The organism is Agrobacterium sp. 719_389 (genome assembly GCF_900188475.1).
Lineage (GTDB): Bacteria > Pseudomonadota > Alphaproteobacteria > Rhizobiales > Rhizobiaceae > Agrobacterium > Agrobacterium radiobacter.
Genome location: NZ_FYEM01000009.1, coordinates 142,883 through 167,872, shown reverse-complemented (window position 1 = coordinate 167,872; position 24,990 = coordinate 142,883). Strand labels below are relative to the sequence as shown.

Genomic DNA, 24,990 nt, shown 5'->3' with positions numbered 1-24,990 from the left:
TTAATCCTCCGCCCGAGCCGCGGGATCGGCCGCCGGGAAGGAAAGGCCGCTCCAGGCCGGCAGGGCCACGGTCACGGGAACAGTCTCGGCAAGAAGCGGCGTGCCCGACGCAAGCGCATCGGCAATGCGGTCGATTCGCACGATGGCAAGCGCCCTGTTGCCGCAAACGGTTCCAAGCGTGCCGACCGGTTTTCCATCGGCGGTAATCTCCGTCCCGCTGGCGGGCAACGCGCCTCCGGCCGAAACGGTAACGACGCGACGTCTTGCCGTGCCGCGGTGCTTCATGCGCGAGACGACTTCCTGGCCGACGAAGCAGCCCTTCCTGAAGGAAACGCCGTCATTCACATCCATCAGAACATCATGGGGAAAAGCATCCTGCAGCGCATAATCCTGGCCGGATTCGGCAATGCCATGGTCAACGCGCAGCGCGTCATAAGCCGCAACATCGTCCGACGCCGATGCGCCGGGAATACGCAAAAGATCAACACCCGCCTTGGCGAAACGGCCGTCCTTGATGCCTGCCGCCGGGGCGTTCCCGTTCCAGAAAACGCTCACGCCTTCGACCGTCTCGACTTTGAGGTCGACCGGTGCGCGCAGCTTGTACATGGTCAGGCGACGCAGCAGCGCGTCCTGTTCGGCGGCGTCCGTTTCGATCAGATAGTCCCCGCCGTCGCGCCAGATCAGGAAATCGAACAGGATCTTGCCCTGCGGCGTCAGAAGTGCTGCGGCCCGGGCCTCGCCTGCCGGCAGATTTTCGACATCTGCGGTGATGAGGTTGTTCAGAAACTCCTCGGCGCCGGTGCCGGAAACCCGGATCAGGCGGCGGTCGGCAAGAAAGGCGGAAGGCATGGCGTCACCGTTCGGTTCGTCGAGACTATGCGGATAGCAGGCAGGATGCAGATGCATTTGCCGGAATGCTCATTCCGCACAGTTAGGATTTTTGCCCGAGAACGGCAAGCGCTGCGATGCGATCAATCGCCGGCGGTGAAGAACTTCCACTTGCCGTCAGGCGAAATGCCGACGCGATAAAAGCTGTAATTGCCAAATTCCTGCATGTCCGCCAGATCGCCCGCCGTGATGATTCGCAGAAGCTCCACCTTTTCCGGCGCAGTCAGCGTATTCAGCGGTTTTCCGGCAAAATAGGGGAAAACATAGGCTTCGTCAGGCGTGCCGGCATCGATATGGGCATAACCGGTCGACAGGAGATCGATGATGATCGCCAGCACTTCCAGCCCGTCCGGATCGCCGGAATAGCTTTTTAGCGCTGCAATCGGGTCTTCGCTGTCACTGCCGTCGATGCGGAACTGGTTCTGCCCGGCGGCGATGAAGGGCCGCAGCTTTTCGATATCGCCTGACGCGGCGGCGTCGATGATCTGCTGGCGCAGCTTGCGCACGGGTTCCGGCGCCTTGGAAATGTCGTGCTCGATCACAACAGACATTTCAGGGGTGTTATCGGCGGGCTTGGAGGATTGCTGGTTTGCCTGGCCGGCGGAACGGTCCACCAAGGGGTCGGGCAGGGGAATGCCTTCCGAATCGCCTTCGATCTCGTCCGGCTCCGCAGGCTGGGCCTGCTGCGGCTCACCGCCATTCTCGGTCTTCGGCTCGCTTTCGGTGTTCTGCGCCGGCTTCAGCTCGGAAAGGGCAAAGGCGCGGCTCGGCACGCCAATCGGACCGGCGGTCAGGGCAAGCAGGATGGACAGCAGGGCGGAAGAGCGCAAAAGGCCCTTGCTCAGGCAAGACATGATAGACCCCGGCTTTACTGTATTACCCGCTGCGGCGAAAATTCGCCCTGAAGCATGCGCTGGCGCAGCGATTCCAGCATTGCTTCAGCGCCGGCCTCGCCATGGATACGGATGGTTTCGCGCATGGCCAGAGCGATGGCGGCATCGGCGATGATCTCCGGCTCGATGCCGTCGGCCATGCCGTCAGCCCATGCCTCGTTCTGGTGTTCCAGAGCGACCTGCATCTTTTCATGCACGATCATATCGTCGATTTCGTTACGGCTTGTCTGCATTTTTCATCCTCGACAGGGCGGGCAAGTCCTTACCACCCTGTTAACAACACTAGCAGCCTTTTATCAAAACGGCACGGCCTGCGGCGAAAAGAGGTTAACAATCCTCTAATTTCCGAACCGGGACGCGATTTCCTGCGCGAGTGTTGCCCCTTCGTTACGGTAGTTCTCTTCTGCCATGATGGCGGCGCGTGTGCAACTGGTGTGGATGGCCGCAAAGGAGCGGTATCCACGGTTGAATGCAGCCGTCATGCGCTGACGTCGTTCAGGTTCGTTGGCCGTGTCCGCAGCCAGAAGATCGCTCATTGACCTGCGCCATTCCTCCGGTCCGGAAGAGGGGCACAGGGTTCTCAGATATTGCACCGCGCCCAGTATTTCCGACAGCCGTGCCAGCTTGTCGTCATAAGGAGCGGGCTTGGGCGGTGTCGCTTCCGCCGGACGTGCCTCGGAAGCCGGTTTTGAAGGCTGCGCAAAAGCGATTCCTTCTTGCCCTGATGTGGCAAGCATTGTCAGAAAAAGAGACAGGAAGATGGTTGGCCGTATCAAAATTCTATTCTGCCCCACACATACTCGTGAACTGTTGGCTCGTGACCATCCGGCGGGCGGATCAGTCCTAGATAATAGCGATTCTGGCTGACTGGCAATCATGCAAGCACGCGCTCGGCGCATTCGACGACGCTTTCGGGCGCCGGCAGAAGGCGGATTTCCGCCAATGTGTACCACCCGGCATCTGCCGCATCGTCACCCACAGTCACGATGGGATCGGCATCCGTCTCCACGGTGAAGACGGAGAGGAAATAATGGCTTGTCAGCACCCCCTCGGCGTCGCGGGAAGGAAGATCGTATGTCGCGAAAAGCTGCGGCCTGCGCGCCACGATGCCGGTTTCCTCGTGCAATTCGCGCAGCGCCGTTTCGGCCGGCGTTTCGCCGTCTTCGCCGCGACCGCCCGGAAAGGCGAACATGTCCTTCGAGGGCGGGTTGATGCGGCGCACGAGAAGCAGCCGGTCTCCGTTCCTGACAATGGCGGAGGAGGCGGCACGGGGCTTGATACGAAGGGTCATGAACGGTTTCGCTTGTTTCGGCCGTCTGCGGCCTGTCTATACTGGTATCGTGGCTCGGAAAAATCGATTCCGGTTTCCGAAGCGGGCGTTATAGTCCGGAACTGGCGCGATTGTGCATGCTAAAGACGGTGGAATGAAGGTCTATCTTATCTATGTCCTGGCGGCTCTTGCCGAAATCGCTGGCTGTTTTTCCTTCTGGGCCTGGCTGAAACTGAGCAAGACGGGATGGATATTGCTGCCCGGCATGCTGGCGCTGGCCGCTTTCGCCTGGCTTCTGACGCTGGTTCCGACGGAGGCGGCGGGCAGGGCTTATGCCGCCTATGGCGGGATTTATATCGCTGCTTCGCTTTTCTGGCTCTGGGGCGTGGAAGGGCATGCGCCGGACAGGTGGGATATTGCCGGCGGCGCGGTCTGCCTTGCCGGCGCCGCCATCATCCTGTTCGGACCAAGGGGGTGAGGGAAAAAACATGTGTGGACGTTTCGTGCTGAAGGCGACGCCCGAGGAGATCGCCGACTATCTCGATCTCATCGGCCTTGAGGATTTTCCCGCCCGTTTCAACATCGCGCCCACGCAGCCCATATTGATCGTGATGGAGGGGGAGCGGCAGGAGCGCGGCAGCAACCTGCCCAATCGCCGCGCCGTGCTGGTGCGCTGGGGTTTCATGCCGGGCTGGGTGAAGGACCCGAAGGATTTTCCGCTGCTCATCAACGCCCGTTCGGAAACCGCCATCGGCAAGGCCTCCTTCCGCGCCGCCATGCGCCATCGCCGCGTGCTTGTACCTGCGACGGGCTTTTACGAATGGCGACGCCCGCCGAAGGAGGAGGGGGGCAAACCGCAGCCCTATTTCATCCGTCCGAAAAGCGGCGGCATTGTCGCTTTCGCCGGCCTCATGGAAACCTGGTCCTCTGCCGATGGTTCGGAGGTCGATACCGGCGCGATCCTCACCACCGCCGCCAATGCCGCGATCGGCCGTATTCACGACCGCATGCCTGTTGTCATTGCGCCCGAGGATTTCAGCCGCTGGCTGGATTGCAAGACCCAGGAACCGCGCGACGTCGCCGATCTGATGCGGCCGGTTCAGGATGATTTCTTCGAGATGATCCCGGTATCGGACAAGGTCAACAAGGTCGCCAATGTCGGTGCCGATCTCATCGAACCGGTGCCGGAAAGCGCGCCGCTGGCGAAGATCAAACCGGCGAAGGATGACGGGCAGATGTCATTGTTCTGAAGAATGGTCTGCGCATTTGCGCATAATAGTTTGAGCTGGAAGTCGCCGCATATTTCTTCTCCCCGCCGGGGAGAAGATGGCCCGAAGGGTCAGATGGGGGGCTAAGGAACAGACATGCGGAGAGCTTGCCCCCTCATCCCGCTGCCGCGACCTTCTCCCCGGCGGGGAGAAGAAACAAGCGGCACGCGCTCGATCCCACAGAAGACTATCTTGTTCAGAAAACTCAGCCGTTCAGCCCGATCTTCTGCAGGCCTTCCTGGATCATGATGTCGGAATAGACGCGGTTGCGGCCATTAGCCTTGGCGAGATAAAGGAGCTGGTCCGCCGCATTCAGCTGGTTGTCGAAGGGTTCGCCCTTTTCGATCTCCACGACTCCGAGCGAAATCGTCAGGGCGAGGCTGCTGCCGCTCAGCTGCCGGCCATTCTTTTCTACCTGTCCGCGCAGCTCTTCGCAGAACTGATAGGCGGCCTGCGCATCCAGCCCGCGCAGGAACACGGCAAACTCCTCGCCGCCGAGGCGGGCGGGAATATGACGGTGTTCGCCGCACATGTCGTGCAACAGATCGGCCAGCTTTTTCAACGCCCTGTCGCCGGCATCGTGCCCCAGCGTGTCGTTGATCTTCTTGAAATGGTCGATGTCGAGAATGGCGACTGCGCCGATCTCGTCATTGCCGTTGATGACATCCATCAGCGCCCGCGTGCGCTCGAAGAAGGAGCGGCGATTGGGCAGGCCGGTGAGGTGGTCACGTTCGGCCAGTTCACGCAGGCGTTTGAGCTGCTTCAACGTCTCGATATTGTTATCGATGCGACACTGCAATTCCTCCGGCACGAAGGGGCGGTAGACGAAATCCGAGGCGCCTGCCTTGAGGAAGCTTGCCGAAAGTAGCCGGTCGGTGGAGGACGATATGCCGATCACCCGCAAATCTTCGGATGAGCGGCTGTCGCGGATCCGGCGCGTCAGCTCATAACCGTCCATGTCGGGCATATGGTAGTCGGTGATGACAAGCTGGATCGCCGGGTCCTGCGACAGTATTTCCAGCGCCTGCTTGCCCGAATGGGCCTCGCTTACCCTGAAATTCTGCCGTTCCAGAATTTCCACGAGACCGGAGCGGGCCGTACGCACATCATCGACCACCAGAACGGAAAAAAGCTTGTTGCTCAAAATCCGCTGGACCGTTCTGACCACCGCATCGACGGTGCGATGGCCGTCCTTGACGATGTAGTCGATGATCTTCTTTTCGGCGTAGCGCTTGCGCGCCTCGTCATCCACCGTTGCGGTGAAAACGATCGCCGGCACCTTGTGCTCGGATAAAAGCGCGAGAATCTCGCCCTTCGGCGCATCGGGCAGATTGAGGCCCGTCAGCGCCAGCGTGAAACTATGGGCCTGCATGAGGGCGTCGGCTGCGGCCATGCTGTCGCAATGAACAACCTCGGCTTCCGTCTCTTCCGAAAGCCGCGTCTTCAGCAGCATGGAAAGAGCAACGGAATCTTCAATCAGAAGGATTTTATCCTGCATGGCCGTCCCAAGCCCCCCTGGCCTGTCTTCACAATCTTTCCCCAACGCCGAATATTCGTCATCCGCATTTCAGCGAATTCGAAAATTAGCTTATTCATTGTTGTGGAAAAAATGCGGAATAGAAAAGTTCTTTTGTATTCACTAATCTATACGTCGCTGTTCGTATAGCCTTCTTGTGGAAGGCGAGCTTTTTACTACACTTTCGTTGCGGCTTCGTTACAGAAGGCGGCCAGTTATCGTAAATAACTGACGAACCGCAGTTTCGCGGAGCGCCGTATACAAAAACGGCGCCCGGAAAAGGCGCCGCATGCTTGTTGATCTTCCGTCCGCAACTCTCCGTTTTCCGGGCAGTCCGCAAAAACCGGGAAAATCAAAAAATCGAATATTTTCAGGCGGTTTTGGCAGCGGGCTTGCGCTTCAGCATCAGGGCTGCGGCCGCAACGGCCTTCAGTCCGAGCGGGCGGTAGTGGCTGTTGAGGTCGGGCTTCGCCTGTGGCTGCGCCTTCGTCTCGTTCGTCATTTCTCTCTCTCCACAATTCACGCCAATCGCCGTTGCGATGCGTGTGAGCCACTTCTTTCGCGGCTAATCTTGACGGATTCGAGGCGAAAAAAACGAAGCCGGCTTTTCAAGCTGCGACATTTTGCGTCACATCCTGCGCCGGCTTGCAGTGAGAAAAATAAACCTGCGGTTTTAAATGCCGCGATCGAGGCCGTTGCCGCCGTTCGCGTCGTCATGCGCGTCTTCCTCAATGGTCAGCGTGCCGTAGCGGCGGTGCCAGAGGCGGGCGCTGATGGGAATGAAGACGAGATAGGCGGCGACGGTCAGAACCAGAACTTCCCAGGTGAAGCTCATCAGCATCGCCACATAGAGAACGACGACGAGGATCATCGGCAGCACCAGATCGCGGCGGATGCGGCTGGTGCCCGATTTTCCCGACCAGACCGGCAGGCGGCTGATGAGGAGATAACCGATCAGGACCGTATAGGCGGCGGCGACATAGGCAAAGGGCTTGTCCGGCTCGACGCCGAGGAAGCCGAGATAGACAGGCAGAAGCACCAGCATGGCGCCCATCGGGGCCGGCACGCCCACGAAAAATTCATTCTGCCAAGGCGCCTTTACCGGCCGCTCGATCATGACGTTGAAACGCGCCAGACGCAGGCCGGCGGCGATGACATAGATGAGGGCGGCGATCCAGCCGATGGAACGCGCCTGATCGAGAAGGTAGGCGTAGACCACGAGGGCAGGGGCGACACCAAAATTGACGATATCGGCCAGCGAATCCATCTGTTCGCCGAATTTCGACGTCGCTTTCATCATGCGGGCAATACGCCCGTCTATGCCGTCGAGAAAGGCTGCCAGCAACACCATGCCGACGGCCAGCTCGAAGCGGCCTTCAATGGCGAGACGCACGCCGCTGAGGCCCGCACAGATGGCCAGAACGGTGATGAGGTTGGGAACGACGAGGCGGAAGGGAATTTCCCTCAGCCGGGGTCCACGGCCGCTGTCGCTGCGGCCCTCGGGTTTGCCGTTCTGTTGCGGCTCGGCGATCGGCGTTTCCATGCGCATGCCCTTCCTGTTTCCATCAGCCGCGGCGGCTGACGACCGGACCCTTGGCCGAGCCGAATTCGGCAAGCACGGTTTCACCGGCAATCGCCGTCTGGCCGACCGATACACGCGGCTCGAAACCTGCGGGAAGGAAGATATCGAGACGCGAACCGAAACGGATAAGACCGAAACGCTCACCGGCATCAACCGGTTCATTCGGCTTTACCCAGCAGACGATGCGGCGTGCAACCATGCCGGCGATCTGCACCACGCCGACCTTGCCATGCGCGGTCTCGATGACGAGGCCGTTACGCTCATTGTCTTCGGAAGCCTTGTCCACTTCGGCGTTCAGGAAGAGGCCGGGACGGTAGGCGACATTGACGATGCGGCCGCGCACCGGCGAACGGTTCACATGGCAGTTGAACACGTTCATGAACACCGAGATGCGCACCAGCGGCTCCTTGCCGAGTTCCAGCTCCAGCGGCGGAACGACGCTCTGCACGGCGGAAACCTTGCCGTCGGCGGGGCTGATGATGAGGTCGTCATCCTGCGGCGTGACGCGCTCGGGGTCGCGGAAGAAATAGGCGCACCAGGCCGTCAGCACGAGGCCGACCCAGAACAGCGGTTCGGCGATCCAGCCGAGCACCAGCGATGCGACGAAGAAGGCCGCCACGAAGACATAACCTTCCTTGTGGATCGGTACGATGGTGTTGCGAATGGTGTCGAACAGATTCATGAGATTCCTTGCTCCGGTTTTCGTCTGTCACGTCTTCATGTGGTCGTGATACGACACGCTCCACACGGCAATGCGACAAATTTTGCCTAGCTGGTTACAGCCAAACGCCCCGCGCGGCAATGGTGGGGTGCGTCCGTCGGCCCAGTTACCCCGGGGTATAGCCATCAATGGGCGGGTTCGCCGCGGTCGATGACACCCAGATCGTCGGTTTCGCGAACATGGCGCAGCATTTCCTCCGCCCGGATCGCCTCGCGCTGGCGGCTCCACATCGAGGCATAGAGACCGTTCTGCGCCATCAGCGAGCTGTGCGTGCCGCGCTCGGCGATCATTCCTTCCTTCAGCACGATGATCTCATCCGCGCCGATGACGGTGGAAAGCCGGTGGGCGATAACCAGCGTCGTGCGGTTCTTCGAGACGATGTCGAGCGCACTCTGGATTTCCTGTTCGGTGTGGGTGTCGAGCGCCGAAGTCGCCTCATCGAGAATGAGGATCGGCGGCGCTTTGAGGATCGTGCGGGCAATCGCCACACGCTGCTTTTCACCACCGGAAAGCTTCAGGCCGCGTTCGCCGACCATGGTCGCGTAACCCTCCGGCAGCTTGCCGATGAAGGCGCTGATCTGCGCCGCATCCGCCGCTGCCGTTATTTCCTCGTCGGTGGCGGAGGGGCGGCCATAACGGATGTTGTAGGCAAGCGTGTCGTTGAACAGCACCGTATCCTGCGGCACCATGCCGATCACCGAGCGCAGGCTTTTTTGCGTCACGTCGCGAATGTCCTGCCCGTCGACGGTGACTGTGCCTTCCTGAATATCGTAGAACCGATAAAGCAGCCGCGAGATCGTCGATTTTCCCGCACCCGAAGGCCCGACGATCGCCACCGTCTTGCCCGCCGGCACGTCGAAGGAAACGCCCTTCAGGATCGGCCTTTCGGGGTCATAGGCGAAATGCACATCGCGGAAGGAGATAGCGCCCGGGCCGGCCGCGAGCGGTTTTGCATCCGGCCTGTCGGTGACTTCCGCCTCCACTTCCAGAAGGTCGAACATCTGTTCGATATCGGTCAGGCCCTGGCGGATTTCGCGGTAGACGAAACCGATGAAGTTGAGCGGCACGGAAAGCTGCAGCAGAAGCGCGTTGACGAAGACGAAATCGCCGATGGTCTGTTCGCCGCGCTGCACGGCAAGCGCCGACATCACCATCATGACGGTCGAACCAAGGCCGAAAATCACGCCCTGACCGAAGTTCAGCCAGCCGAGCGACGTCCAGATCGAGATCGCCGATTTCTCGTAGCGCTCCATGGCGACATCGAAACGCCGCGCCTCCATCTCCTCATTGCCGAAATATTTGACCGTCTCGAAATTCAGAAGCGAGTCGATCGCCTTGGTATTGGCGTCGGTGTCGCTGTCATTCATGGCGCGGCGAATGCCGATACGCCAGTTGCTGGCCCTGACGGTGAACCAGATATAGGCCCAGACGGTGATGACCGTGACCAGCACGTAGGAAAAGCCGTAGGAGGCCCAGAAGATGATCGCCGTCAGCAGGAATTCGATGAAGGTCGGCGCGGTGTTGAGAATGGTGAAACGGACAATGGTTTCGATGCCCTTGGTGCCACGCTCGATAACCCGCGAAAGCCCGCCGGTCTTGCGCTCCAGATGGAAACGCAGCGAAAGCCGGTGCATGTGCACGAAGGTTCTGTAGGCGAGCTGACGCACCGCATGCTGGCCGACGCTGGCAAAGAGGGAATCGCGCAGCTGATTGAGCCCGACCTGGATCAGCCGCGTCAGATTATAGGCGATGACAAGTGCGACGGCGCCGAGCAGGAAGGCCGGGACCAGTCCCGCCATATCGAGCTTGCCATTCAGCGCATCCGTCGCCCATTTGAAGAAATAGGGAACGGCGATCAGCACCAGCTTGGCGACAACGAGGAATATCGTCGCCCAGACCACCCGCATCTTCAGGTCCCAACGTCCCTCCGGCCACATATAGGGCCATAGATTGATCAGCGTCTGGGTCGGATTGCTGGAATCCGCCGAAATGGTTTTTTTGTTCGTGGCCATCATTCTCTCCGGTCACTGCCGGAAGCCGACAGCAGGACGGCGGCTCTGGTCAAGCCGCCGCGCGTGTCACAGATAGGGTCGTCACGGGTTCACCGCAACGTTTCAAATGCTCAGGAGCCGCTCTTCAGCCGCTTGCGGTGAAGTTCTTCCGCATTCGGAAGGGCTTCCTTCGGCACGCCGAAAATCTGGCCGGGCTCGATCAGGTCGGGGTTTTTGATCTGGTCCTCATTGGCGAGATAGATCGTCGTGTAACGCACGCCCTGACCGTAAACGCGGCGCGAAATCTGCCAGAGCGTATCGCCGCGGCGGATGATGACGCTGTTCTGGCTTTCGGCCAGCGGCGCCTGCTCGAAGGTCTGTGGGCCTGCAGGGGCCGGAGGCGCCGGTGCGGTGATGTGCAGTTCGGAGAGCCGGCTTGCCAGCGAGGCGATGCCCTTGCCGATTGCCGCCACGTCGTTCGGCCATGCCTCGACCGATGTCAGCAACTGACGTGCCTTGGCGGTGATATCGCCCGCAAAGGCGGTGAAGGCCGGTTCGGTCGCGGCCGCTGTACGGAATTCCGAAAGCGACTTGAGGCCGATGACGACGGCGGAGCGGCCGGCAATGGCCTGATCGAGCGCCGGCGTCGCCTGATCCTTGTAGAGATTGGAGAGAATGCCGAACGCCTTGGCGACATCGGTGCGCAGCTTTTCGAAAGCGGCGCGGTCACTTGCCGTGCTCTGGTTTTCAGCCGCTGTCGCGCTTGTTGTCGACGAGGACGAAGTGGACGGCGCCTGCATGGCGACGGTTGCCTGATCGGTCTGCGGCCGCTCGAAGGGAACGCGCACGCGCACTTTCGCGGAGCCGTCGGCATTCAGTTCCTCGACGGTGATGATATGGCTGCCGACGGCGAGATCAACATCGCCTTCGATGACAAAATGACCGGAGGCTTCCGTGGTGGTCTTGCCGATTTCCGTGTCGTCGACCAGCGCGCGCACCGTCGAACCGGCGGGTGCGGAACCCGCGACGAAAATCTTCGATCCTTCGAACTCGACGGCGGTGACCTGAACGCTCGACGTCAGCGGAGCCGTACCGGCGAGCGGCGCGGAGGCGGTGTTGGCGCTGGTTTCAGGTGTTGCGGCAGGCTGTTGCGATGGCGCGGCTTGCGGTTGAAGCGCCGGAGGCGCTGCCTCCGGCATGGCCAGCACGCGGCTCGCCTTGCCGGGTTTGGCAACCATGGCCAAAAGTTCGCCCGCCTTGCCATCAGGCACGGAAACGGTCGCCACTTCCTCGGACTGCGTCGCCTTGCCGTTCGCGTCGGTTGAACGCAGCACGAGCTCGTGATCGCCCGGGGGAAGGGGATTGTCGAAAACGGCGGCGAAATCGCCGGTGCCGTCAATGGTCGTCTGGGCGATCACCTTGCCGTTGCTGAGGATTTCGAGCTTTGCGCCGGGCTGCGCCTTGCCTGCGATCACGGCCGAACCATCGGGCTCTACGCGCAGCACGTCGAAAGTCGGCGCGGCGGAAGAAGACTGTGCCGCATCGGCGGGCGCTGCGGCCGGCTTTGCCGGTTCGGGCGCACCATCGTCGGTGCCGGCGAAGACGCCCGCCAGACGACGCACCTGCGCCGCCGCCGCCGCAGCATTGTCAGGCAGGCCGCGCAGGAACGCCGTGGTGCGTTCGGCGGCGGTGCGGGCCGTGGTGATGAGCCGCGACGTCGTTTCATCGAGCGACTCGGGAATTTCGATATTCGTCAGTTCCTTGAGCGAGGTCTCGACCTTCTTGCGCGCCGCCGCGAAATCGGCGTCGGAGGGAACCTTGCTATCGGCGAAAAGAGTGGTCAGATCCTTGATCGACTGGGTGGCGGACGCCGCCAGACGTCCCACCTTATCGGCGATGTTGGCCGTCTCCTCAGCCGCATCGGAGAGGATGTCGCCCGCCTTGTCACTGCCCATTTCAACGCTGTTCTTCACCGCGTTGCCGGCCTCGTTGATGGCGTCGCCGATCGGTTTGCCGTCATTGGAAATCCGCGGCAGGACGAAAAAGATCATGAGCAGGGACGCAATGCCCAGCACGATCAGCGCCAGCAAACCGGCTTTATTGTTTTTCATCCTGGAATCTCCGGGTATTTCAAGCTTTTCACACGAGTTGAGATTGCTAGCGTCTTACCTTGCGCCAGACAAGCGGCGAGTGGCCAAAAGGCCATATTTGCAAGGGATTTCCCAAATTTTCTTGACGTGCCGCATCGCACATAGTTCCTTCCCTTCATGACGGACAAAAATACACCGATTCGATCCATCTGCGTTTATTGCGGCTCCCAGCCCGGACGTGATCCCGCCCATATGGAAGCAGGCCGCGCGCTTGGGAAATCCATTGCCGAAAACGGCATTCGCCTCGTTTATGGCGGCGGCACCAAGGGCATCATGGGCGCGGTTGCCAGCGGCGTTCTTTCCAATGGCGGCGAAGTAACCGGCATCATACCGGAATTTCTGGTCGATATGGAGGCAACGCGCCATTCTCTCGGACAATTGAACGAGCTTGTCATCACCAAGGACATGCATGAGCGCAAACATATGATGTTCGAGCGCTCGGATGCCTTCGTGACGCTGCCGGGCGGTGTCGGTACGCTCGAGGAGATCGTCGAGATCATGACCTGGGCGCAGCTTGGCCGTCACGCCAAGCCGATGGTCTTCGCCAATATCAACGGTTTCTGGAACCCGATGCTGGAACTGGTGCAGCACATGCGCGACCAGGGCTTCATCCACCGCGCCCACCTTCTCAACCCGCTCGTTATCGACGAGGTGAAGGATATCGTGCCCGCCATCATCGACCGGGCGCTGGCGCAGCAGAACCCGGAAGGCGATCCCTCGGTGATTTCCCGCCTCTAGGCGTGACGATTGTTAACGGCCCCTTGGGGGTTCGTTACAATTTTAAATGTATATTAATACAGATTTAACGGCGGCATCGGTCCGCCCGCTCTTTCCATGGCCCCGCGAATGATCTTGTGCCAGCCTCAATAGGGCGTTGGTTGTCGCGGAATTCGTTTTCGCCGCCATGAGGGTGGGTGTCATCAGGAAATGATTGCTTTTGTGGTGCGGCTCAAAAGCCGGGCGCATTTCATTATCAGGAGAAGTCCCGGAGAGGGCAGTGAGGCGATCCTCGGCTCCGCCGCCCGTCGCAGGGGCGATGCGCGCATGAGGCTCGGCATCCTGATTGCCGCCTTTGTCGTCATCTATGGCGTTGTCGCCGCGCGTCTCGTCCAATATGGACTTGCCGAACCGGTGGCGACCGCATGGATCAACACCGGCGTCAATGCCGTCGCTTCCCGGCCGGATATTGTCGATCGCAACGGCATGCTTCTGGCGACCGATCTCAATATGGTCTCGCTTTATGCGGATCCGCGCAGGATCGTCGATCCGGACGAGGTGGTGGAAAAGCTCGCAACCGTCATTCCCAACATCGACTGGCGTGAAACGCACCGCAGATTGCGTTCGGATACCGGCTTCCAGTGGCTGAGACGCCAGCTGACGCCCCGGCAGCAGGCGGATATTCTCAATCTCGGCATACCGGGCATCGGTTTCCGGCCGGAAAAACGAAGGTTTTATCCGGGTGGCCCCACCGCCTCGCATATTATCGGCCATGTCAATGTCGACAATCAGGGGCTCGCCGGCATGGAGCGTTACCTCGACCAGCAGGGGCTGGCCGATCTGCGCGCCGTCGGTCTTGCCAGCGGGGCGCCGCTGGAGCCGGTGCGGCTCTCCATCGATCTCAGGGTACAGAACATCGTCCGCGAAGTGGTCGTGAAGGCGAAAAGCGCCTATCAGGCCGAAGCGGCGGGTTCAGTGATCCTCGATGTGGAGACGGGCGAAGTGCTGGCCATGGCCTCCGTGCCGGATTACGATCCGAACGAACCTTCCCGCACCCTTGCCGATGGCAGCATCGACAGGGAGTATGAAAAGGGCTGGTTCAACCGCATGAGCAACGCCACCTTCGAGATGGGCTCCACCTTCAAGAGCTTCACGCTGGCCATGGGGCTGGATGCGGGGGCGATCACGCTGGGTTCGGTGGTCGATGCGTCGCGGCCGATCCGCATGGGCGGCTTCACCATCAAGGATTTCAAGGGCCGGAACCGGCCGCTCTCCATTCCGGAGGTGTTTCAATATTCATCGAATATCGGCACGGCGGCGGTGGCCGACAAGGTCGGCGTCGAAGGACATCAGCAGTTCCTGACGAAACTCGGGCTCCTTACCAGAATGGACACGGAAATGCCTGGTGTGGCCACGCCCACCCAGCCGAGAACATGGAAGAAGATCAATTCCGTCACCATCTCCTTCGGCCATGGCGTCGCCACCACCCCGTTGCAGACGGCGGTGGCCGCTGCCGCGCTGATTAATGGCGGAAACCTGATTTCGCCGACCTTCCTGCCGCGTTCGAAAGAGGCTGCGGTATCGCTGGCGAGCACCGTCATCAAAGACAAGACCAGTGCGGATATGCGTTACCTGTTCAACTGGAACGGCATCAAGGGCTCCGGCCGTGGCGCGCAGGTGGAGGGATTTCATGTGGGCGGCAAGACCGGGACCGCCGACAAGGTGATCAACGGCCGTTACGCCAAGGATATCAATTTCAACGCCTTCGTGGCCGGTTTTCCCATGCACAAGCCGAAATATGTCGTGCTGACGATGATCGACGCCCCAAGAACCGGCGTGAATGGCGGGCGTACGGCGGCCTCGACAGCAGCCCCGATGACGCGTGAAATCATAGCCCAGACGGCAGGCCTTCTCGGCGTCAAACCGCGTTTCGGCTATGATGCGGACCCGCAATTGCTGGTGGATTACTGACTTCTACTTCCCTTATTCCTGTGACAGGGAACAGGAACAGGAACAGGAATGAGGAAAGATGGAAATCCCGGCGTCGTGGGTCCTAACGCTTGAGCCGCAGCAGGCTTGAGCCTGTATAGATCGCCAGTGCGACCCAGATCATCGCAAAGGCCGCCATCCGCACCATGTCGAAGGGTTCCTTGAAGACGAAGATGGCGATGAGGAAGATCATCGTCGGTGCGATATATTGCATGATGCCGATGGTCGATAGCCGCAGCAGTTTTGCGCCATTACCATAGAGGATGAGCGGAACGGCGGTGATGAGCCCGCTTGCCGCCAGAAGCCATGTATCGGCGGAGTTGCCGCCCATGAAATGCGCCTGTCCGCTGAAGGCAAGCCAGATCATGACCAGCACGGCGGGGATGGATAAAAGCATGACTTCCAGCAGGAAACCCTGTGTCGCGCCAATCGGCAATGTCTTGCGGAAAAAGGCGTAAAAACCCCAGGACACCGTGAGTGCGATGGACACCCACGGCAGGCTGCCCGCATGCCAGGTGAGGATGGCCACTGCCAGCGCCACAAGACCGATGGCGGCGATCTGCGCCGGATAGAGTTTTTCCTTCAGAAGCACTGCCCCGAGGAAGATGCTGAACAGCGGGTTGATGAAATAACCCAAAGCCGCATCGAGCGCGCGGCCGGCACCGATCGCCCAGATATAGACACCCCAGTTGATGCTGATCAGAGCGGCCGTAAGGCTCGCCATGGCTAGCATTTTCGGGTTTTTCAGCGCCGCCCGGATTTCCGTCGTCCGCCCGATTGCGATGAGGACGGCAGCGGCGATCGGCACCGACCAGACGACGCGGTGAACGATGACCTCGATCGGCGAAATGTGCGCAACCGCCTTCATGTAGAAGGGAAGGAACCCCCACAGCAGATAGGCGGAAAGCGCGAAAGCAAAACCGCGCGCGCTATCGCCGCCCTCTTGGGCCGGGAGCGTTTTATCGAGTGCCATGGGAGTACCGCCAATTATTAGGGATTGCCCTTCATACCGGATCGGCGTGGCGCGAGCCAATTCATTTCCGTGAAGCGTCCATGAGAAAAACTGCATGAATAAAAGGCGGTTTGCCCTTGAAACGGGCTGCGGTCGTAACCGGCCGGATGATTGCCGCTGGAAAACCAGCGTGAATCATTCTCTCATTCGGCCGGTCCAAGGCTCTGAAAGGAATGGCTATTTTCCAGAGAAACGGTCGTTGGCGCGGATCAGCTGATCAAGAATGCCCGGTTCGCTCATTGCATGTCCCGCCGCCTCGATGATGTGGAAATCCGCCTTCGGCCAGGCCTTGGCCAGCTGCCAGGCATATTTCAGCGGGCAGGGCATGTCATAACGCCCATGGACGATGACGCCGGGGATGTCCCTGAGTTTGCCGGCATCACGCAGCAATTGCCCTTCCTCCAGCCAGCCGCCATTGACGAAGAAATGGTTTTCGATGCGCGCGAAAGCGATGGCGTATTTATCCTCGCCGAAATCCTCGACACGGTCGGCGTCAGTGACGAGCGCGATGGTCGCCCCTTCCCATTGGCTCCATGCCTTGGCGCATTCGAGCTTCTTCGCCTCGTCGGTCCCCGTGAGATAGCGGTTATAGGCCTGCATCATCTCGCCGCGCTCGGCTTCGGGAATAGGCGCGATGAAATTTTCCCAGCGGTCGGGATACATTTCGGAAACGCCGAACTGGTAGTACCAGTCCAGTTCCGGTCTGGTGACGGTGTAGATGCCGCGCAGAACCAGTTCGCTGACGCGCTCGGGATGGGTTTCGGCATAAGCGAGCGCCAGCGTCGAGCCCCAGGAGCCGCCGAAAACCAGCCATTTCTCGAAACCGCAGAGCGCGCGCAGCCTTTCGATATCGGCAACCAGATGCCATGTGGTGTTGGCTTCAAGCTCCGCATGCGGCGTGGAGCGGCCGCAGCCGCGCTGATCGAACAGGATGACGTCGTAAAGTGCCGGATCAAAAACCCGTCGATGCGTCGGGTTCACCCCGCCGCCCGGGCCGCCATGCAGGAAAACCGCCGGTTTTGCACCGCGTGTGCCCACCCTTTCCCAATAGATCGTGTGGCCGTCGCCGACATCAAGCATGCCGGTCTCGAAAGGTTCGATCTCGGGGTAAAAACCGCGCAATTCTTCGGTCATGTCTTAGTTTCCTTCGGGTGGCCATTTGGCCGTGTCGTGATCCGGATGCTGATAGGAGGTGATTTCCGCCTCGTCGACGCCCTGTTCCACGGCCGGCTTGCCGAAGAGCTGCTCGATCCACGGCATGCGCTTGTGGAAATTGACCTGCACCTGCGGTTCGATGCGCTCCGGCTCGTCAAAAGCGCCGATGGCGATCTCCACGCCGCCGTGATAATGATAGGTCAGCGGCGTGCCGCATTTGTTGCAGAAACCGCGATGAATTTTTGCCGAGGAGCGGAAGAGGGCAGGCTGGCCGCGCGTCCAGGTCAGATGCGCCTGATCGGCGCTGACCAGCGCGCCGAAGAAATTGCCGAAATGTTTCTGGCACATGCGGCAATGGCAGATGGAAGCCCGGCCGAGCTTGCCCGCATGGAAACGCACGGCGCCGCACTGGCAACCGCCGGAAAATCCCGCTTCGCTCATTATCTGTTCTCCGGTGGCCAGTTTTCGGTGTCGTGGTCGGGGTGCTGATAGGAAACGAGATCGGCGAGATAGTCCACCTGCGTCAGGTCGTCCTCGGTGGCAACGGCGGGCAGCGTGTGAAGGCTGTCGACAAAATCGATCTTGCGTTCCACGCCCCACTGAATGGTGGGTGGCAGCGCGGCGGGATCGTCGAAGGCCCCGGCTGCCACCGCCACACCGTCAGGCGCTTCATAGGTGAGCGGGGTTCCGCATTCGGGGCAGAAACCGCGCTTGACGACACTGGAGGACTGGAAGCGTTTCGGCTCTCCCCGGGTCCATTCAAATTCCACGCCGCGCACCGAAACCAGCGGCGCGTAATAGGCCCCGAAAGCCTTCTGGCACATGCGGCAATGGCAGATGGAACTGTCTTTCAGCTCTCCGATGGCGCGAAAACGGATCGCGCCGCACTGGCATCCGCCGGTATATGTCGTCATGGTCGGTCCTCCTTCACCGTTCGGATAATGTGGAGACAGACATTGTCGATGTCTCTGAGGATATCCTCGTTCCAGAAACGGAGGACTGTCCAGCCGAGTTCCTCAAACGTCCGTGTTCTCTGCTGGTCGTAGGCTGCCGCAGCGGCTTCCGCATGTTGAAACCCATCCAATTCGACGATGATCTTATGCGAGGGGCAAGCGAAATCAACGATATATCCGGAGACTGGCAGCTGGCGTCTGAAAGACATGCGGTCAAGGCGGTGAGCGCGGACGGCGTTCCAGAACTTTAGTTCTGCGTCGGTCATGGCCTTTCGCATCTGCCGGGCATGTGACCGATGTTGAGGATTAACCTTGGCGTGGGGCACGGGATGCTCGCGGCTTGATGGGGTGCCGCGAGATTGGAGTATGGCGTGGGTGAAAGCAAGGGCGTGTCGTGGGGCTCGCCCCCCTCTGCCCTGCCGGGCATCTCCCCCTCAAGGGGGGAGATCGATCTGTGGCTCGGCCTTGCCCAACTCGACGCTTAAGAGTGAAGTTGAAGTCGTGCTTCTAGCTGATCTCCCCCCTTGAGGGGGAGATGCCCGGCAGGGCAGAGGGGGGTAAACCGCAAGCCGCAGCAGCAAATTACCGCTTCAACTCCCACGTCGTCGTCCGCTCCCCGGTCTCCTTGTCCTTGCCATCCTTCAGCTGAATGCCCTTCTCGGAAAGCTCGTCACGCAAACGGTCCGCTTCCGCAAAGTTCTTCGCCTTCAGCATTTCCAGCCGCAGCTCAACCAGAGCATTGACGGCGGCAACGATGGCCTCGTCCATTTCCGCCTTCTGCGGTAACACGCCGAGCAGGGCGGCACTTGCCGCAAAGGCGGGCAACCTGGATGGATCGGTATTGGCGGCGTGGGCCAGCGCATGCAGCGCCTGCACGGCGGCAACGGTATTGAGATCGTCGGCAAGCGCTTCGAGCACGGTGTCGTCCGGCGCGGCATCGGAGGCTTCCGCCGCCGGCCACTTGGCGAGCAGGCGTTCGGCCTCTTCCAGACGCTTCACCGAAAAATCGATCGGCTCGCGATAATGCGTCATCAGCATGGCAAGGCGCAGAACCTCGCCCGGCCATTTCCGGCCGCCGAATTTCTCCGTGTGCAGCAATTCGTAGATTGTCACGAAGTTGCCCTCGGACTTCGACATCTTGCGGCCTTCCACCTGCACGAAGCCGTTATGCATCCACACATTGGCCATGACATGCGTGCCGTTGGCGCAGCGTGATTGCGCAATTTCGTTCTCGTGGTGCGGGAAGATGAGGTCGAGCCCGCCGCCGTGAATATCGAAGACTTCACCGAGGTAGCGACCGGCCATGGCCGAGCATTCGATGTGCCAGCCCGGACGGCCACGACCCCAGGGGCTTTCCCAGCCCGGTTCATTATCCGAGGACAGTTTCCACAGCACGAAATCGCCGGGGGTCTTCTTGTGAGCTTCCACCGCCACGCGCGCGCCGGCCTGCTGCTCGTCCAGCGGCCGCTTGGAAAGCTGGCCGTAATCCGCCATCGAGCGGGTGTCGAACAGCACCTCGCCGCCTGCCGTATAGGCATGGCCGCGGGCGATCAGCTTCTCGATGAGGTCGATCATTTCCGCAATGTAGTCGGTGGCGCGCGGCTCGACGGTCGGCGGAAGGCAGCCGAGCGTGGCCACATCCTCATGGAACTGGTCGGCGGTCTTTTTTGTCACCGCATGGATGGCGTCGTTCAGCGGCAGATGCGGATAATCCCGCAGCGCCCGCGCGTTGATCTTGTCATCGAGATCGGTGATGTTGCGGGCATAGGTCACATGGTCTTCGCCAAAGACGTGGCGCAGCAGCCGGTAGAGAACATCGAACACGATGACCGGGCGCGCATTACCGATATGGGCAAAATCATAAACGGTCGGGCCGCAGACATACATGCGCACATTGTCAGCGTCGATCGGCGCAAATTCCGCTTTTTCGCGTGTGAGTGTATTGTGAAATTTCAGGCGCAAGGACATGCGGCAGTTCCCTAAAGGCAGAATATTATCCTGGCCGGAACGTTTATCTTTCTTGACCTTGCGGGAGACGAAAACGATCTGGCCGGTGGCGAACCAGCAAAAAAAATCTCAGCAGCAGGTGCAGATCATCGTTCTCATATCTTGCTTTATGGCGCGGCGGTGCGGCCCGGTCAAGAGCAACCGTGGTGACCAAATCGTCGCTCCGAGCGGAAAATATTCACTCTGGCTGGCGGTAGTCCACGAATTTTCCCTCGCGCACGAGGAAGAGTTTGCCTGTTTCGGTCAGGTCGGGCGAGGCGAGCGGAAGAATGGCCGCAGCCACCTCCGATGGATGCGGCACGGTGGCCGGATCCTCGCCGGGCATGGCCTGGGCGCGCATGGCGGTGCGGGTGGCGCCGGGATTGATGCTGTTGACGCGAAGGGCGCTCTTTTGCGTCTCCGCCGCCCAGGTGCGAGCCAGCGCTTCGACTGCCGCCTTGGAGGTGGAATAGACACCCCAGAAGGGGCGACAGCTATGGGCGGCGCCCGAGGACAGGATGAGTGCGCGGCCGGCATCCGACTTCAGAAGCAGCGGCTCGACCGAGCGGATCAGCCGCCAGGTGGCGGTGACGTTGATGTTCATGACCCTTTCGAAGACTTTCGCCTCGATATGGCCGACCGGCGAGATGACGCCGAGAACGCCTGCATTGGCGACGAGAATATCCAGTTTTCCCCAGCGCTCGAAAATATTCGCGCCCAGCGCATCGATGGCTTTCATGTCGGAGAGATCGAAGGGAACGAGCGTCGCCGTGCCGCCGACGGCCTTGATGGCGTCGTCCAGCTCCTCAAGGCCGCCCACCGTGCGGGCGCAGGCGATGACATGCGCGCCGGCCTTGGCAAGTTCCAGAGCCGTGAAATAGCCGATGCCGCGCGACGCGCCGGTAACGAGAGCGATGCGGCCCTTGAGATTGATGGTCATGGTCTCCCCCGAATTGAATTGCGCTTCCTTCTACGAACCGCCGCTGGCCTTTCGCAAGCGATCATATCGTCGCATGCGCTTGCCTGAACAAAAGGCAAGAAAAAAGCGGCCCCGGAAGCCGGCGGCCGCTTCTGATCTGGAAAATCAGCCGTTGCTGGCCAGCATGGAAATCTTGCTGCCCATGGCCTCGCCGTTCTGGTCGAGAAGGCGGGTGGGATAGTCGCCGGTGAAATAATGGTCCGTGAACTGCGGACGCGCCGGGTTGCGGTTTTCACCGCCAACGGCGCGATAAAGCCCGTCGATCGACAGGAAGGCGAGCGAATCGGCGCCAATGAACTTCGCCATCGCTTCGACATCGGCATATTGGTTGGCAAGCAGCTTGTCGGCGTCAGGCGTGTCGATGCCGTAGAAATCCGGATGGAAGATCATTGGGCTGGCGACGCGGATATGCACTTCCTTGGCGCCGGCCTCGCGGATCATCTGCACGATCTTTACCGAAGTCGTGCCGCGCACGATGGAATCGTCCACCAGCACGACGCGCTTGCCTTCGATCATCGCCCGGTTGGCGGAATGCTTAAGCTTGACGCCGAAAGCGCGGATCTGCTGGGTCGGCTCGATGAAGGTGCGGCCGACATAATGGTTGCGGATGATGCCGTATTCGAAGGGAATACCGCTTTCCTGCGCAAAGCCGAGGGCTGCCGGCGTGCCGCCATCGGGAACCGGAACCACGACATCGGCTTCCAGCGGCGCTTCCTTGGCAAGGTTCATGCCCATGTTCTTGCGCGTCGTATAGACGTTGCGGCCGCCGACGACGGAATCGGGACGGGCGAAATAGACATATTCGAACAGGCAGAGGCGCTCCGGCTGCGGCTTCGACGGCTTGCGCGCATCGATGGTGATCGAACCGTCAGGCTGGATTTCGCAGATGATGACTTCGCCGTTTTCAACATCGCGGACGAATTTCGCACCGATGATATCGAGAGCGCAGGTTTCCGAGCAGAAGATCGGCTTACCATCAAGCTCGCCCATGACCAGCGGGCGGATGCCGATCGGGTCACGCGCGGCAATCAGCTTGGTGCGCGTCATCGCCAGCATCGAATAACCGCCTTCCATCTGCCTGATAGCGTCGATGAAGCGATCAGCGGTGGAAGAGTGGCGCGAGCGGGCGATGAGGTGAAGGACGACTTCGGTATCGGAGGTAGACTGACAGATGGCGCCGGTGGCGATGATCTGGCGGCGCAGCGTCAGGCCGTTGGTGAAATTGCCGTTATGGGCAATGGAAATACCGCCTTCTTCCAGCTCGGCAAACAGCGGCTGCACGTTGCGCATCGCTACTTCACCCGTCGTGGAATAGCGGGTGTGGCCAATCGCGATGGAGCCGGGCAGGCGGGCAAGGGTTGCCGGATCGGTATAATGATCGCCGACGAGACCCATATGGCGTTCCTGATGGAAGCGCTTACCGTCGAAGGAAACGATACCGGCTGCTTCCTGGCCGCGATGCTGAAGCGCATGCAGGCCGAGAGCGGTCAGCGCCGAGGCATCGGCATGGCCGAGAATGCCGAACACGCCGCATTCTTCATGCAGCGTGTCGCCGTCGATCTCTTCCTTGAAAGTGGCCCCAGGGAACGGGGAATGCGAAAGCGGCTCAATCATCCGGCTTGCCCTTGCTCTCTACCGAGAAAAAAAGAAAGACCTCTCCGGTGAGTATTTCCCCCGGTCGGTCCGTCTGTGTCGTGCTTGATATTTAGCACAAATAGCGCGCCTTGCATGCATTGCAAGGCGCGACACTGTGTCAATTATTCGTTGCCGGCGGATTTGTTGCCGGCACATCTTCCGCAGGCGCCTGCGTGGTCGTCGGTTCCTGCGGCTTTCCGAGGATGCGGGCGCGGATCTGCGGCTCGATATCGTCAGGCAGCACCGCCTCCAGCTTGCCCACCAGCCCGTCGAGGAAAGGCTTGGACTTCGCCTGCGTCACCCATTCCGGCTGCGTCTTCACATCCACCAGCCAGTTCCAGAAGGCGACCGCGACGACCAAAAGCAGAATGCCGCGTGCTGCGCCGAACAGGAAACCAAGCGTGCGATCCAGCGCGCCGATGCGGCTGTCGATGATGAAATCGGCAATGCGCGAGGTGATGAAGGAAATCACGATCAGCGAAACGAGGAAGACCACACCAGCCGAACCGGCAATGGCGATCTTGTCGTCATCGGTATAGTTGCGCGCATAGGGCAGCAGGACCGGATAAAGATAATAGGCGGCGGCGACCGAACCGGCCCAGCTCGCGATCGACAGAATCTCGCGGGAAAAACCGCGTACCATCGCAAGAATGGCGGAGAAAAGAACAACGGCGATGACGATGCCGTCGAAAATTGTAATGGGCATATACCAACTCCGGAGGTGCGACGCCTTGTCAGACGCTGCCTTGCCAATTTTGCGATCCTCTTACACCACTGTTTCCCTTGGCGAAAGGATCAATATTCGTCGTCCTCAACCTGTTTGAACCGGTTGCCGGAGCCGGCGATGCGGGCCACGAGGTCCGGAAGGCTTTCGATTTCCGTCCAGCGCCCTTTGCCGCCTTTCGGCAATTCAGCCGAAGCAGAAGGCAGAAGTGCGGCGGAAAAGCCGAGTTTTTCAGCTTCTTTCAATCGCTGGCCCGTATGCGAGACCGGCCGCACCGCGCCCGACAGGCTGATTTCGCCGAAATAGACGCAATCGGCGGGCAGGGCAAGACCGGCAAGCGAGGAAACGAGCGCAGAGGCAATCGCCATATCGGCGGCCGGTTCGGAAATGCGGTAACCGCCGGCGACATTCAGATAGACGTCGTGCTGGCCGAGCTTCACGCCGCAATGGGCCTCCAGCACGGCAAGGATCATGGCGAGCCGCGAACTGTCCCAGCCGACCACGGCGCGGCGCGGCGTGCCGAGCGAGGTGGCGGCGACCAGCGCCTGTACTTCGACCAGGATCGGGCGTGTGCCCTCCATCCCGGCGAAGACGGCTGCGCCGGGCGATTTTTCGTTGCGCTCGCCCAGAAACAGTTCGGAAGGGTTGGAAACCTCGCGCAATCCCTTGTCCGACATTTCGAACACGCCGATCTCATCCGTCGGTCCGAAGCGATTCTTGACGGTGCGCAGGATGCGGTAGTGGTGGCCGCGGTCGCCTTCGAAATAAAGCACGGCATCGACCATGTGCTCCACCACGCGTGGACCGGCAATCTGGCCTTCCTTGGTGACATGGCCGACCAGCACCATGGTCGCTCCCGTCTGCTTGGCAAACCGGATCATCGCCTGCACGCCGGTGCGCACCTGCGTCACCGTGCCGGGGGCGGAATCGGCCGTGTCGCTCCAGAGCGTCTGGATGGAATCGATGATGATGAGATCGGGACGTTTGCCCTCGGAAACCGTCGCCAGAATATCCTCGACATTGGTTTCGGCGGCCAGCAGCACATCCGTCTCGGCCGCACCCAGCCGCTGGGCGCGCAGGCGCACCTGCGCCACAGCTTCTTCGCCCGAGACATAGACGATGCGATGCCCGCGACGCGAAAGGGCGGCGGCCGCCTGCATGAGCAGGGTCGATTTGCCGATGCCGGGATCGCCGCCGATCAACACCGCCGAACCGCGCACGAAACCGCCGCCGGTCGCACGGTCGAGTTCGCTGATGCCGGTCGGAATGCGCGGCGCTTCCTCGATCTCGCCGGAAAGCGAGGTGAGGGTCACAGGCCGACCCTTCTTGGGTGTCTTGCCCGGCCCGGAGCCGATGCCGCCCATCGGGTCTTCCTCGACGATGGTGTTCCATTCGCCGCAGCCTTCGCATTTTCCCGCCCAGCGGGTATGAACCGTGCCGCAGTTCTGGCACACGAATTGGGTCTTGGCTTTGGCCATCTTGTGTCAGTTTTCTTCTTGTTTGAAATGGTCGGCGGAGATGTCTTGATGGTCGTGAAGCACGGGCATGACGGTAAGCTCGC

The 24,990-nt window shown here is 60.6% G+C and carries 25 protein-coding genes; 4 read left to right on the top strand and 21 right to left on the bottom strand.

The genetic code is table 11. The annotated features are described in order from the left end of the window. The 5 genes from CFB10_RS17545 to CFB10_RS17525 form a co-directional block, all read right to left on the bottom strand. Positions 1 to 849, bottom strand: coding sequence for a folate-binding protein YgfZ (locus CFB10_RS17545; protein ID WP_026363471.1), 849 nt, complete (start codon positions 847 to 849; stop codon positions 1 to 3). Between the two features lie 122 nt (positions 850 to 971). After that, complete coding sequence (locus CFB10_RS17540; protein WP_020009529.1) at positions 972 to 1,742, bottom strand: hypothetical protein; 771 nt, start codon at positions 1,740 to 1,742, stop codon at positions 972 to 974. 14 nt (positions 1,743 to 1,756) lie between these two features. Continuing rightward, a complete protein-coding gene (locus CFB10_RS17535; protein WP_003501987.1) occupies positions 1,757 to 2,014 on the bottom strand; it encodes a hypothetical protein in 258 nt (85 codons plus the stop codon). Positions 2,015 to 2,119: 105 nt separating this feature from the next. After that, positions 2,120 to 2,557: a TIGR02301 family protein gene (locus CFB10_RS17530; RefSeq protein ID WP_026363470.1), complete on the bottom strand. Its 438-nt coding sequence runs from the start codon at positions 2,555 to 2,557 to the stop codon at positions 2,120 to 2,122. 98 nt (positions 2,558 to 2,655) lie between these two features. Beyond that, complete coding sequence (locus CFB10_RS17525) at positions 2,656 to 3,072, bottom strand: NUDIX hydrolase (protein WP_020009527.1); 417 nt, start codon at positions 3,070 to 3,072, stop codon at positions 2,656 to 2,658. 133 nt (positions 3,073 to 3,205) lie between these two features. Between CFB10_RS17525 and CFB10_RS17520 the strand changes: the two genes are divergently transcribed. Beyond that, the gene (locus tag CFB10_RS17520) at positions 3,206 to 3,529 is read left to right on the top strand and encodes a YnfA family protein (RefSeq protein WP_020009526.1); all 324 of its coding nucleotides are present in this window, start codon (positions 3,206 to 3,208) and stop codon (positions 3,527 to 3,529) included. Between the two features lie 10 nt (positions 3,530 to 3,539). Then, the gene (locus CFB10_RS17515; RefSeq protein ID WP_020009525.1) at positions 3,540 to 4,301 is read left to right on the top strand and encodes an SOS response-associated peptidase; all 762 of its coding nucleotides are present in this window, start codon (positions 3,540 to 3,542) and stop codon (positions 4,299 to 4,301) included. Positions 4,302 to 4,524: 223 nt separating this feature from the next. On the opposite strand, the gene CFB10_RS17510 is transcribed toward CFB10_RS17515, so the two are convergent. The 6 genes from CFB10_RS17510 to CFB10_RS17490 form a co-directional block, all read right to left on the bottom strand. Beyond that, positions 4,525 to 5,817: a PleD family two-component system response regulator gene (locus tag CFB10_RS17510; RefSeq protein WP_020009524.1), complete on the bottom strand. Its 1,293-nt coding sequence runs from the start codon at positions 5,815 to 5,817 to the stop codon at positions 4,525 to 4,527. A gap of 388 nt (positions 5,818 to 6,205) precedes the next feature. Then, positions 6,206 to 6,337, bottom strand: a complete 132-nt coding sequence (locus CFB10_RS24270; protein WP_003496883.1) for a hypothetical protein — start codon at positions 6,335 to 6,337, stop codon at positions 6,206 to 6,208. Between the two features lie 171 nt (positions 6,338 to 6,508). Continuing rightward, positions 6,509 to 7,378 carry a CDP-diacylglycerol--serine O-phosphatidyltransferase gene (pssA, locus tag CFB10_RS17505; protein WP_020009523.1) on the bottom strand — a complete coding sequence of 290 codons (870 nt, stop codon included), beginning with the start codon at positions 7,376 to 7,378 and terminating at the stop codon, positions 6,509 to 6,511. A gap of 22 nt (positions 7,379 to 7,400) precedes the next feature. Next, complete coding sequence (locus CFB10_RS17500; RefSeq protein ID WP_020009522.1) at positions 7,401 to 8,099, bottom strand: phosphatidylserine decarboxylase; 699 nt, start codon at positions 8,097 to 8,099, stop codon at positions 7,401 to 7,403. A gap of 164 nt (positions 8,100 to 8,263) precedes the next feature. Beyond that, a complete protein-coding gene (locus tag CFB10_RS17495; RefSeq protein ID WP_026363469.1) occupies positions 8,264 to 10,150 on the bottom strand; it encodes an ABC transporter ATP-binding protein/permease in 1,887 nt (628 codons plus the stop codon). Positions 10,151 to 10,260: 110 nt separating this feature from the next. Continuing rightward, positions 10,261 to 12,240: a LysM peptidoglycan-binding domain-containing protein gene (locus tag CFB10_RS17490; protein ID WP_020009520.1), complete on the bottom strand. Its 1,980-nt coding sequence runs from the start codon at positions 12,238 to 12,240 to the stop codon at positions 10,261 to 10,263. Between the two features lie 156 nt (positions 12,241 to 12,396). Between CFB10_RS17490 and CFB10_RS17485 the strand changes: the two genes are divergently transcribed. Both CFB10_RS17485 and CFB10_RS17480 read left to right on the top strand, forming a co-directional pair. Further along, the gene (locus CFB10_RS17485; protein WP_003502006.1) at positions 12,397 to 13,017 is read left to right on the top strand and encodes a TIGR00730 family Rossman fold protein; all 621 of its coding nucleotides are present in this window, start codon (positions 12,397 to 12,399) and stop codon (positions 13,015 to 13,017) included. A 189-nt stretch (positions 13,018 to 13,206) separates the two neighbouring features. Next, on the top strand, positions 13,207 to 14,967 hold the full coding sequence (locus CFB10_RS17480; RefSeq protein WP_020009518.1) for a penicillin-binding protein 2: 1,761 nt from the start codon (positions 13,207 to 13,209) through the stop codon (positions 14,965 to 14,967). An 82-nt stretch (positions 14,968 to 15,049) separates the two neighbouring features. Here the strand turns inward: CFB10_RS17480 and rarD are convergent, their stop codons facing one another. The 10 genes from rarD to radA form a co-directional block, all read right to left on the bottom strand. Then, positions 15,050 to 15,958, bottom strand: coding sequence for an EamA family transporter RarD (gene rarD / locus CFB10_RS17475; protein WP_020009517.1), 909 nt, complete (start codon positions 15,956 to 15,958; stop codon positions 15,050 to 15,052). A gap of 216 nt (positions 15,959 to 16,174) precedes the next feature. Further along, complete coding sequence (pip, locus tag CFB10_RS17470; RefSeq protein WP_020009516.1) at positions 16,175 to 17,131, bottom strand: prolyl aminopeptidase; 957 nt, start codon at positions 17,129 to 17,131, stop codon at positions 16,175 to 16,177. A gap of 3 nt (positions 17,132 to 17,134) precedes the next feature. Continuing rightward, entirely contained in the window at positions 17,135 to 17,593 is a 459-nt protein-coding gene (locus CFB10_RS17465; RefSeq protein ID WP_026363468.1) for a GFA family protein, read from the bottom strand. Next, the gene (locus CFB10_RS17460) at positions 17,593 to 18,066 is read right to left on the bottom strand and encodes a GFA family protein (RefSeq protein ID WP_020009514.1); all 474 of its coding nucleotides are present in this window, start codon (positions 18,064 to 18,066) and stop codon (positions 17,593 to 17,595) included. Before CFB10_RS17460 ends, CFB10_RS17465 begins: the two co-directional genes overlap by 1 nt. Continuing rightward, positions 18,063 to 18,371 (bottom strand): endonuclease domain-containing protein, encoded by a 309-nt coding sequence (locus CFB10_RS17455; protein ID WP_026372540.1) that lies wholly within the window; start codon positions 18,369 to 18,371, stop codon positions 18,063 to 18,065. Before CFB10_RS17455 ends, CFB10_RS17460 begins: the two co-directional genes overlap by 4 nt. A gap of 316 nt (positions 18,372 to 18,687) precedes the next feature. After that, on the bottom strand, positions 18,688 to 20,073 hold the full coding sequence (gene cysS, locus CFB10_RS17450) for a cysteine--tRNA ligase (protein ID WP_020009512.1): 1,386 nt from the start codon (positions 20,071 to 20,073) through the stop codon (positions 18,688 to 18,690). 217 nt (positions 20,074 to 20,290) lie between these two features. Continuing rightward, positions 20,291 to 21,031, bottom strand: coding sequence for an SDR family NAD(P)-dependent oxidoreductase (locus CFB10_RS17445; protein ID WP_020009511.1), 741 nt, complete (start codon positions 21,029 to 21,031; stop codon positions 20,291 to 20,293). Between the two features lie 144 nt (positions 21,032 to 21,175). Further along, entirely contained in the window at positions 21,176 to 22,684 is a 1,509-nt protein-coding gene (gene purF, locus CFB10_RS17440; protein ID WP_020009510.1) for an amidophosphoribosyltransferase, read from the bottom strand. Positions 22,685 to 22,823: 139 nt separating this feature from the next. Then, a complete protein-coding gene (locus CFB10_RS17435; RefSeq protein WP_003502039.1) occupies positions 22,824 to 23,411 on the bottom strand; it encodes a CvpA family protein in 588 nt (195 codons plus the stop codon). 89 nt (positions 23,412 to 23,500) lie between these two features. After that, entirely contained in the window at positions 23,501 to 24,907 is a 1,407-nt protein-coding gene (gene radA, locus CFB10_RS17430) for a DNA repair protein RadA (protein ID WP_003502040.1), read from the bottom strand. Positions 24,908 to 24,990: the final 83 nt, after the last annotated feature.

Coding starts and splice junctions, on each gene's coding strand:
- CFB10_RS17525 (WP_020009527.1), bottom strand. CDS start 3,072: ATGACCCTTCGTATCAAGCCCCGTGCCGCCTCCTCCGCCATTGTCAGG.
- CFB10_RS17465 (WP_026363468.1), bottom strand. CDS start 17,593: ATGAGCGAAGCGGGATTTTCCGGCGGTTGCCAGTGCGGCGCCGTGCGT.
- purF (WP_020009510.1), bottom strand. CDS start 22,684: ATGATTGAGCCGCTTTCGCATTCCCCGTTCCCTGGGGCCACTTTCAAG.
- rarD (WP_020009517.1), bottom strand. CDS start 15,958: ATGGCACTCGATAAAACGCTCCCGGCCCAAGAGGGCGGCGATAGCGCG.
- CFB10_RS17540 (WP_020009529.1), bottom strand. CDS start 1,742: ATGTCTTGCCTGAGCAAGGGCCTTTTGCGCTCTTCCGCCCTGCTGTCC.
- CFB10_RS24270 (WP_003496883.1), bottom strand. CDS start 6,337: ATGACGAACGAGACGAAGGCGCAGCCACAGGCGAAGCCCGACCTCAAC.
- CFB10_RS17520 (WP_020009526.1), top strand. CDS start 3,206: ATGAAGGTCTATCTTATCTATGTCCTGGCGGCTCTTGCCGAAATCGCT.
- CFB10_RS17490 (WP_020009520.1), bottom strand. CDS start 12,240: ATGAAAAACAATAAAGCCGGTTTGCTGGCGCTGATCGTGCTGGGCATT.
- CFB10_RS17535 (WP_003501987.1), bottom strand. CDS start 2,014: ATGCAGACAAGCCGTAACGAAATCGACGATATGATCGTGCATGAAAAG.
- radA (WP_003502040.1), bottom strand. CDS start 24,907: ATGGCCAAAGCCAAGACCCAATTCGTGTGCCAGAACTGCGGCACGGTT.
- pssA (WP_020009523.1), bottom strand. CDS start 7,378: ATGGAAACGCCGATCGCCGAGCCGCAACAGAACGGCAAACCCGAGGGC.
- CFB10_RS17495 (WP_026363469.1), bottom strand. CDS start 10,150: ATGGCCACGAACAAAAAAACCATTTCGGCGGATTCCAGCAATCCGACC.
- CFB10_RS17460 (WP_020009514.1), bottom strand. CDS start 18,066: ATGACGACATATACCGGCGGATGCCAGTGCGGCGCGATCCGTTTTCGC.
- CFB10_RS17480 (WP_020009518.1), top strand. CDS start 13,207: ATGATTGCTTTTGTGGTGCGGCTCAAAAGCCGGGCGCATTTCATTATC.
- CFB10_RS17455 (WP_026372540.1), bottom strand. CDS start 18,371: ATGACCGACGCAGAACTAAAGTTCTGGAACGCCGTCCGCGCTCACCGC.
- cysS (WP_020009512.1), bottom strand. CDS start 20,073: ATGTCCTTGCGCCTGAAATTTCACAATACACTCACACGCGAAAAAGCG.
- CFB10_RS17485 (WP_003502006.1), top strand. CDS start 12,397: ATGACGGACAAAAATACACCGATTCGATCCATCTGCGTTTATTGCGGC.
- pip (WP_020009516.1), bottom strand. CDS start 17,131: ATGACCGAAGAATTGCGCGGTTTTTACCCCGAGATCGAACCTTTCGAG.
- CFB10_RS17515 (WP_020009525.1), top strand. CDS start 3,540: ATGTGTGGACGTTTCGTGCTGAAGGCGACGCCCGAGGAGATCGCCGAC.
- CFB10_RS17445 (WP_020009511.1), bottom strand. CDS start 21,031: ATGACCATCAATCTCAAGGGCCGCATCGCTCTCGTTACCGGCGCGTCG.
- CFB10_RS17500 (WP_020009522.1), bottom strand. CDS start 8,099: ATGAATCTGTTCGACACCATTCGCAACACCATCGTACCGATCCACAAG.
- CFB10_RS17435 (WP_003502039.1), bottom strand. CDS start 23,411: ATGCCCATTACAATTTTCGACGGCATCGTCATCGCCGTTGTTCTTTTC.
- CFB10_RS17510 (WP_020009524.1), bottom strand. CDS start 5,817: ATGCAGGATAAAATCCTTCTGATTGAAGATTCCGTTGCTCTTTCCATG.
- CFB10_RS17545 (WP_026363471.1), bottom strand. CDS start 849: ATGCCTTCCGCCTTTCTTGCCGACCGCCGCCTGATCCGGGTTTCCGGC.